The 7,852-nt window shown below is 71.9% G+C and carries 9 protein-coding genes; 8 read left to right on the forward strand and 1 reads right to left on the reverse strand.

The window, feature by feature from the left end:
- Window positions 1-15 precede the first annotated feature (15 nt).
- Window positions 16-480 (reverse strand): DUF3093 domain-containing protein, encoded by a 465-nt coding sequence (locus AC5WRT_RS38445; protein ID WP_496098855.1) that lies wholly within the window; start codon window positions 478-480, stop codon window positions 16-18.
- Window positions 481-593: 113 nt separating this feature from the next.
- Between AC5WRT_RS38445 and AC5WRT_RS38450 the strand changes: the two genes are divergently transcribed.
- From AC5WRT_RS38450 to AC5WRT_RS38485, 8 genes are all read left to right on the forward strand, one after another.
- Window positions 594-1,178: a PaaI family thioesterase gene (locus AC5WRT_RS38450; protein WP_496098854.1), complete on the forward strand. Its 585-nt coding sequence runs from the start codon at window positions 594-596 to the stop codon at window positions 1,176-1,178.
- A complete protein-coding gene (gene dut, locus AC5WRT_RS38455) occupies window positions 1,175-1,726 on the forward strand; it encodes a dUTP diphosphatase (protein WP_496098853.1) in 552 nt (183 codons plus the stop codon). Before AC5WRT_RS38450 ends, dut begins: the two co-directional genes overlap by 4 nt.
- A 1-nt stretch (window position 1,727) precedes the next feature.
- Window positions 1,728-2,492 (forward strand): DUF3710 domain-containing protein, encoded by a 765-nt coding sequence (locus AC5WRT_RS38460; protein ID WP_496098852.1) that lies wholly within the window; start codon window positions 1,728-1,730, stop codon window positions 2,490-2,492.
- A gap of 210 nt (window positions 2,493-2,702) precedes the next feature.
- Window positions 2,703-3,401: an ABC transporter ATP-binding protein gene (locus AC5WRT_RS38465; RefSeq protein WP_496098851.1), complete on the forward strand. Its 699-nt coding sequence runs from the start codon at window positions 2,703-2,705 to the stop codon at window positions 3,399-3,401.
- Between the two features lie 138 nt (window positions 3,402-3,539).
- On the forward strand, window positions 3,540-6,098 hold the full coding sequence (locus tag AC5WRT_RS38470) for an ATP-binding protein (protein WP_496098850.1): 2,559 nt from the start codon (window positions 3,540-3,542) through the stop codon (window positions 6,096-6,098).
- Entirely contained in the window at window positions 6,095-6,781 is a 687-nt protein-coding gene (locus tag AC5WRT_RS38475; protein ID WP_496098849.1) for a response regulator, read from the forward strand. Before AC5WRT_RS38470 ends, AC5WRT_RS38475 begins: the two co-directional genes overlap by 4 nt.
- Before the next feature lie 60 nt (window positions 6,782-6,841).
- Window positions 6,842-7,240, forward strand: coding sequence for an OB-fold nucleic acid binding domain-containing protein (locus AC5WRT_RS38480; protein ID WP_496098848.1), 399 nt, complete (start codon window positions 6,842-6,844; stop codon window positions 7,238-7,240).
- Between the two features lie 3 nt (window positions 7,241-7,243).
- Window positions 7,244-7,852 (forward strand): DUF3159 domain-containing protein (locus AC5WRT_RS38485; protein WP_496101077.1); only part of this gene is annotated, 609 nt, incomplete at its 3' end.

Here is a 7,852-nt window from a genome sequence, read left to right on the forward strand (position 1 = left end):
TGCCGAACGGGCCGCTCAGGCGTCCGCCGTGCGTGCAGCCTCGATCGCCGCCGCCAGCTTCTCCGGCTCCCGCGTCGACAGATACAGGTACGGCGTCGGGTCCTGCGGGTCCGTGACCTCCACCCGCAGCGCGGTGGGAATGTAGGCGCGCAGCAGCAGGAAGGCGCGGGTGTCGGCCTTGTACGTCCGCCAGGCGCGGGCCTCCTCCGCGTCGAGCACCTCCGCCTCGCCCAGCGCCGACACCGGGATCTTCGCCTCGCCCGCGATCAACGAGCCGTTCACGACACGGATGCGCGGCGAGCCGTACGCGCTGGCCACGACCGCCGCCGCGGCCGTACCGCCGACCAGGCCGCCGAGCAGCGGCAGGGTGCCGAACGGAAGCAGGATCAGAGCGAAGGAGACACCCACGAGAAAGCTGATCAGCCACCACGAGCGGGGGGCGGTGAGGCGTTCTTCGTAAGGGGTGGCGGAGAGCTGCATGAGGCCAAGCTTGGCACGGGATCCCTGTCCGGCCGCCATCAGGGGGGAGCCGGGCGCAGCGCCGTCGAGCAGGGCGGTGGTGGGGGACGGGCGGGCGGGTAAGGTCTGCGCCTGTGAGTGGTAGTTCCGCAGCTCTTCAGCCTCCCGCCGATGCGGTGAAACCGGTACGGCACCCCGACGCGCCCGCGCCCGGAGAACTCCTCGGCGCCCACTACGAACACTGTTTCGGCTGTGGCCCCGGGCAGTCGCACGGACTGCATCTGGAAGCACGCGCCGGTGACGGCGTCTCGCTGACCGCCGAGTTCACCGTCCAGGGCGCCCACCAGGGCGCCCCGGGCCTCGCGCACGGCGGTGTGCTGGCCACGGCCCTGGACGAGACCCTCGGCTCGTTGAACTGGCTGCTGCGGACCATCGCCGTCACCGGCCGGCTGGAGACCGACTTCGTGCGGCCCGTCCCGGTGGGCACCACGCTGTATCTGGAGGCGGAGGTCACCGCCGTGGCCGGACGGAAGATCTACTCCACGGCCACCGGACGCATCGGCGGCCCCGACGGTCCCCTCGCGGTCCGCGCCGACGCCCTGTTCATCGAGGTCAAGATCGACCACTTCATCGACCACGGCCGTGAGGAGGAGATCCAGGCCGCCATGAGCGACCCGGACCAGATCCGGCGTGCCCGGGCCTTCGAGGTGAACCCGTGAGCCGTGACCCCCTCGACGTACTGATCCGGCGGGTGGACCCCGACGTACCGCTTCCGGCGTACGAGCACCCGGGGGACGCCGGAGCCGATCTGCGGACCACCGAGGCGTGCGAGCTGAAGCCCGGTGAGCGGGCCGTGCTGCCCACAGGTGTGTCGATCGCCCTCCCGGAGGGGTACGCGGCCTTCGTGCACCCGCGGTCCGGTCTCGCCGCCCGCTGCGGTGTCGCCCTCGTGAATGCCCCGGGGACGGTTGATGCCGGGTACCGTGGAGAGATCAAGGTGATCGTGGTGAATCTCGACCCGCGGAAGTCCGTGCGGTTCGAGCGCTTCGACCGGATCGCCCAACTGGTCGTCCAGCAGGTCGAGAGGGTCCGCTTCCGTCAGGTGGCGGAACTTCCCGGCTCGGCGCGGGCCGAGGGGGGCTTCGGGTCCACCGGCGGTCATGCCGCGGTGGACGGCGAGAGCGGCACAAGCGGTCAGGCCGCCGAGGGCGGTCCGACGGGTGGGAATCGATACGCTTCGGTCGTATCCGACCGGGAAGGACAGTGACGTGTTCGGACGTCGCAAGAAGAAGGGTGCCGCCGAGGACGCGGCCGGCGAGGCCGAGCAGGTCGTCGACAGCGTCGACACCGAGGCGGACGAGGTGGAGGAGGCCGAGCGCGAGCGCGTCCGGCTGGAGCCCGGGCCCCGGCCCGACGGGCCGTGGGACAGCAGCGAGGTGCGCGACCCGGCCGAGGGCCGCGTCGACCTGGGCGGGCTGTTCGTGCCGGGTGTCGACGGCATGGAACTCAGGGTCGAGGTCGCCGGTGACGCGATCGTCGCCGCGACCGTCGTGCTGCGCGACAGCGCCGTCCAGCTCCAGGCCTTCGCCGCGCCCAAGCGCGAGGGCATCTGGGGCGAGGTCCGCGAGGAGATCGCCTCCGGCATCACCCAGCAGGGTGGCATCGTCGACGAGGTCGAGGGCCCGCTCGGCTGGGAGCTGCGCGCCCAGGTGCCGGTGCAGCTGCCGGACGGCACCGGAGGCTTCCAGGTCGTGCGGTTCGTCGGTGCGGACGGCCCGCGCTGGTTCCTGCGCGGGGTGATCTCCGGGCAGGGCGCGGTGCAGCCGCAGGCGGCCGGGCTGCTGGAGCAGATCTTCCGCGACACGGTCGTGGTCCGCGGCGAGGGCCCGATGGCACCCCGCGATCCGATCGTCCTCAAGCTGCCGAACGACGCGCAGATGGTGCCCGAGGGTGTCCAGCAGGAGGAGGGCTCGCGCTTCTCCGGTGGCATGGGGCAGCTGCAGCGGGGGCCCGAGATCACGGAAGTCCGATAGACGCTCCGCTGGGATCAGCGGGGTTTCACGGGCCGTGCCTTCGCGGGCGCGGCCCGTTTCGCGCGGGCGCGCCGCGGGGCGAGTCCTCCGTCGCCGGTTGCCGGGTCGCTGTGGTTGCTCGCGCCCCCACCGCGGTAGCCGCACATCCGGCACTGTCCCGGGTCCCTCGCGGGACGCCATACCGGGACCCGGCCGACGGGGGAGGGCGCTGTGAGCGATGTGATCACCGAGACCATGGTCAGCGTCGAGGACGTCCACAAGTCGTACGGCACCGGCGCCGCCGCCGTCCACGCACTGCGCGGCGTCTCCCTGGGGGTGCGGCGGGGGGAACCCGTCGCCCTCAAGGGGCGTTCGGGGTCGGGGAAGACCACCCTGCTGAACATCGTCGGCGGGCTCGACACGCCCGACCGCGGGCAGGTCGAGGTCGACGGGCTGCGGCTGGGGGAGCCGGGCGAGAGCGAGCTGCTGCGGTTGCGCCGGGACCGGATCGGGTTCGTCTTCCAGTCGTTCGGGCTCATCCCGATCCTCACCGCTGCCGAGAACGTCGGCGTACCGCTGCGGCTGCGGCTGCGCCGCGCCGACCCGCGCGAGCGCGAGGAGCGCGTGGAACTGCTCCTCTCCCTGGTGGGTCTCGCCGGGCACGCGGCCCGGCGGCCCGGCGAGCTGTCCGGCGGCCAGCAGCAGCGGGTCGCCCTCGCCCGCGCCCTCGCCGACAGTCCGGCCCTGATCGTCGCCGACGAACCGACCGGCCAGCTCGACGCCGAGACCGGGCACGCCGTGATGGAGCTGCTGCGGGCCGTCGTCCGCGGCGAACAGGTCACCGCGCTGGTCGCCACCCATGACGCGACCCTGCTGGACCTGGCCGACCGGGTGCTGGAACTGCACGACGGCGAGATCGTCGAGCACTGAACCGGCCGGCTGCGCGGAGCGCTCATCAGGGTTGCGTCAAAGTTGCCCGCCAGTCCTCCCCCCCTGTCCCGTTTGTCGTGATTGTTGGCCGTAGGGTCGACGCAGCGCAGGCAGGAGTCACGGGAAGACAATGGAGCCATGGCACGCGGGAAGCTGCGGATCTACCTCGGTGCGGCACCGGGCGTCGGCAAGACCTACGCCATGCTCTCCGAGGCGCACCGCCGTGTGGAGCGGGGCACCGACTGCGTCGTGGGTTTCGTCGAGCACTACGGCCGGCCACGCACCGAGGTGATGCTGCACGGCCTGGAGCAGGTGCCGCGCCGGCAGCTGGACTACCGGGGGGCCGTCTTCGGCGAGATGGACGTCGACGCCGTGCTGCGCCGGGCGCCCGCCGTCGCCCTGGTGGACGAACTCGCCCACACGAACGTCCCCGGCTCCCGCAACGCCAAGCGCTGGCAGGACGTGGAGGACCTGCTCGCCGCCGGGATCGACGTGATCTCCACCGTCAACATCCAGCACCTGGAGTCACTCGGCGACGTGGTCGAGTCGATCACGGGAGTGCGGCAGCGCGAGACCGTCCCGGACGAGGTCGTGCGCCGGGCCGACCAGATCGAACTGGTCGACATGTCGCCCGAGGCCCTGCGCCGCCGCTTGGCGCACGGCAACATCTACAAGCCGGACAAGGTCGACGCGGCCCTGTCCAACTACTTCCGGCCCGGAAACCTGACCGCCCTGCGCGAGCTGGCGCTGCTGTGGGTGGCCGACCGGGTCGACGAGTACCTGACCGCCTACCGCAGCGAGCACCGGGTCTCGAGGATCTGGGGCTCCCGCGAGCGGATCGTCGTCGGGCTGACCGGCGGACCCGAGGGGCGCACCCTGATCCGCCGGGCCGCACGGCTCGCCGAGAAGGGCGCCGGCGGCGAGGTGCTCGCCGTGTACACAGCCCGCAGCGACGGGCTGACCTCCGCCTCCCCGAAGGAACTGGCCGTCCAGCGCACCCTGGTGGAGGACCTGGGCGGAACCTTCCACCATGTGGTCGGCGACGACATACCCGCCGCGCTGCTCGACTTCGCGCGCGGCGTCAACGCCACCCAGATCGTGCTGGGCTCCTCGCGCCGCAAGGCCTGGCAGTACGTCTTCGGGCCCGGCGTCGGCGCCACGGTCGCCCGGGACTCCGGACCCGACCTCGACGTCCACATCGTCACCCACGAGGAGGTCGCCAAGGGCCGCGGACTGCCCGTGGCCCGGAGCGGACGGCTCGCGCGGGCCCGGATCGTCTGGGGCTGGGCGGTGGCCCTGGTGGCGCCCGCGGTCCTCGCGGTGCTGCTGAACATTGTCGCCCTCGGTCTCGCCAACGACATGCTGCTGTTCCTCGCCGTCACCGTCGCGGCGGCGCTGCTCGGCGGGCTGCTGCCCGCGCTGGCCTCGGCGGCCTTCGGCTCGCTGCTGCTGAACTACTTCTACACCCCGCCGTTGCACCGCCTCACCATCGCCGACCCCAAGAACATCGTCGCCATCGCGATCTTCTTCGGCGTCGGCATGTCGGTCGCCTCGGTGGTGGACCTCGCCGCCCGGCGCACTCACCAGGCCGCCCGGCTGCGCGCCGAGTCGGAGATCCTCTCCTTCCTCGCCGGGAACGTGCTGCGCGGCGAGACCAGCCTCGAGGAACTGCTGGAGCGGGTCCGGGAGACCTTCGCCATGGAGTCGGCCGCGCTGCTGGAGCGGGCGAGCGACGTCGAGCCGTGGAGCTGCGCCGGGCGGGCCGGATACGGGCGGCCCCTGGAACGGCCCGAGGACGCCGACGTGGACATGCCCGTCGGCGACCACCTGGCGCTCGCGCTCACCGGCCGGGTGCTGCCCGCCGAGGACCGCCGGGTGCTCGCGGCGTTCGCCGCGCAGGCCGCCGTCGCCCTGGACCGCCGCCGCCTTCAGGAGGAGGCCGACCAGGCCCGCGCGCTCGCCGAGGGCAACCGCATCCGCACCGCCCTGCTCGCCGCAGTCAGCCACGACCTGCGCACCCCGCTGGCCGGCATCAAGGCCTCCGTGACCTCGCTCCGGTCGGACGACGTCGAATGGTCGGAACAGGACCGGGCAGAGCTGCTGGAGGCCATCGAGGAGGGCGCCGACCGGCTGGACCACCTCGTCGGCAACCTCCTCGACATGTCCCGGCTGCAGACCGGTACGGTCACCCCGCTGATCCGCGAGATCGACGTGGACGAGGTCGTACCGATGGCGCTCGGCGGCGTGCCCGAGGACAGCGTCGGCCTGGACGTGCCCGAGACCCTGCCGATGGTCGAGGCCGACCCCGGGCTGCTGGAGCGGTCCGTGGCCAACCTGGTGGAGAACGCCGTCAAGTACAGCCCGCGGGGACGGGCCGTGCTGGTCTCGGCGAGCGCCATGGCCGACCGGGTCGAGGTGCGGGTGGTCGACCGGGGGCCGGGTGTGCCGGACGACGCCAAGGACCGGATATTCGAGCCCTTCCAGCGGTACGGTGACGCCCCGCGCGGCGCCGGGGTCGGGCTCGGCCTCGCGGTCGCCCGGGGCTTCGCGGAGGCCATGGGCGGCACCCTGCACGCCGAGGACACGCCCGGTGGCGGACTCACCATGGTCCTGAGCCTGCGGGCGGCAGGATCGGGACCCGAGCCCCTGGACGGGGGCCCGGACATCGCGGAACCAGAAAGGCAGACGACTCCATGACCCGGGTGCTCGTGGTCGACGACGAGCCGCAGATCGTGCGCGCCCTCGTGATCAACCTCAAGGCGCGCAAGTACGAGGTCGACGCGGCGTCCGACGGCCGTACCGCGCTGGACATCGCCGCCTCCCGGCACCCCGACGTGGTCGTGCTCGACCTGGGCCTGCCCGACATGGACGGCGTCGACGTGCTCAGGGGGCTGCGCGGCTGGACCCGGGTGCCCGTCCTGGTGCTGTCCGCCCGGCACTCGTCGGACGAGAAGGTCGAGGCGCTGGACGCGGGGGCGGACGACTATGTCACCAAGCCGTTCGGCATGGACGAGCTGCTGGCCCGACTGCGGGCCGCCGTGCGCCGGGCCGAGCCGGCCGGGCCCGGCGAGGACGACCTGACGTCCGTCGAGACCGAGGGCTTCACCGTCGACCTGGCCGCGAAGAAGGTCAACCGGGCCGGCAGGGACGTCCGGCTCACCCCGACCGAGTGGCACCTGCTGGAGGTGCTCGTCCGCAACACGGGCCGGCTGGTCAGCCAGAAGCAGCTGCTGCAGGAGGTGTGGGGCCCGTCGTACGGCACGGAGACCAACTACCTGCGGGTGTACATGGCCCAGCTGCGCCGAAAGCTGGAGACGGACCCGTCGCACCCGAAGCACTTCGTCACCGAGCCGGGGATGGGATACCGGTTCGAGAAGTGAGACTCCCTGCGAAGTGAGCTGGGCTACGGCGGTGTCGGTGAGCCCCGGTACGCTTCAGGTATGAGTGCTGTTCCTCGTTCCGAAAAGCCGGCCGGCCGGTTCCGGCGCATGCTCGACCGGCTCTCCTCGTCGCAGGAGGACCTGGAGTCCGAGGAACTGCGCGAGGACGCCGAGACGGCCGGCTGTACGAAGATCGGCGACTGCCACGACCGGCAGATCGTCACCGTAACTGGTACCTTGCGCACGGTCACCCTGCGTCCGCGGGCCGGGGTCCCGGCACTGGAGGCCGAGCTGTTCGACGGCACCGCCGCGCTGGACGTGGTGTGGCTCGGCAGGCGTTCCATCGTGGGCATAGAGCCGGGACGCAGGCTGATCGCATCGGGCCGGATCTCGATGAGCCGGGGCCGCCGGGTGCTGTTCAACCCGAAATACGAACTGCGACCCCTCGGACGGGAGTAGCCGGTGACGTCCCTCGACAAGCCGACCGAAGGCACCGACCAGAACACGTCGGACGACGCTCGCGCGGTGACCGAGGCAGCGCTTTTCGAGGCGTTCGGCGGTGTCCGCGGCATGGTGGAGACGGTCGTGCCGGGTCTGCTGTTCGTCGCGATCTTCACGGTGAACAAGAACCTGCACGTGTCGGCGCTCGCCGCGCTGGCCGTCTCCCTGGTCCTGGTCGTCGTCCGGCTCGCGATGAAGGACACCGTGAAGCACGCCTTCAGCGGCGTGTTCGGCGTGGCCTTCGGCGTCGTGTTCGCGATGTTCACCGGAAACGCCAAGAACTTCTACCTCCCCGGCATGCTCTACACGCTCGGCCTGGCGCTGGCGTACATCGTCACCACCCTCGCCGGGGTGCCCCTGATCGGCCTGATCCTCGGCCCGGTCTTCAAGGAGAACCTCTCCTGGCGCACCCGCAACCCCGGCCGCAAGAAGGCCTACGCCAAGGCCAGTTGGGCCTGGGGGCTCATCCTGCTCGCCAAGTGCGCGATCCTCTTCCCGCTGTACTGGTGGTCCGACACCACCAGGCTCGGCTGGGTCCTGGTCGCCCTGAAGATCCCGCCGTTCCTGCTG

The organism is Streptomyces sp. NTD91, assembly GCF_059510455.1.

What these genes read in the sequence shown, in the direction of transcription:
- AC5WRT_RS38445 (WP_496098855.1), bottom strand. Translation starts at nt 480, where the DNA reads ATGCAGCTCTCCGCCACCCCTTACGAAGAACGCCTCACCGCCCCCCGC.
- AC5WRT_RS38470 (WP_496098850.1), top strand. Translation starts at nt 3,540, where the DNA reads ATGGCACGCGGGAAGCTGCGGATCTACCTCGGTGCGGCACCGGGCGTC.
- AC5WRT_RS38475 (WP_496098849.1), top strand. Translation starts at nt 6,095, where the DNA reads ATGACCCGGGTGCTCGTGGTCGACGACGAGCCGCAGATCGTGCGCGCC.
- AC5WRT_RS38480 (WP_496098848.1), top strand. Translation starts at nt 6,842, where the DNA reads ATGAGTGCTGTTCCTCGTTCCGAAAAGCCGGCCGGCCGGTTCCGGCGC.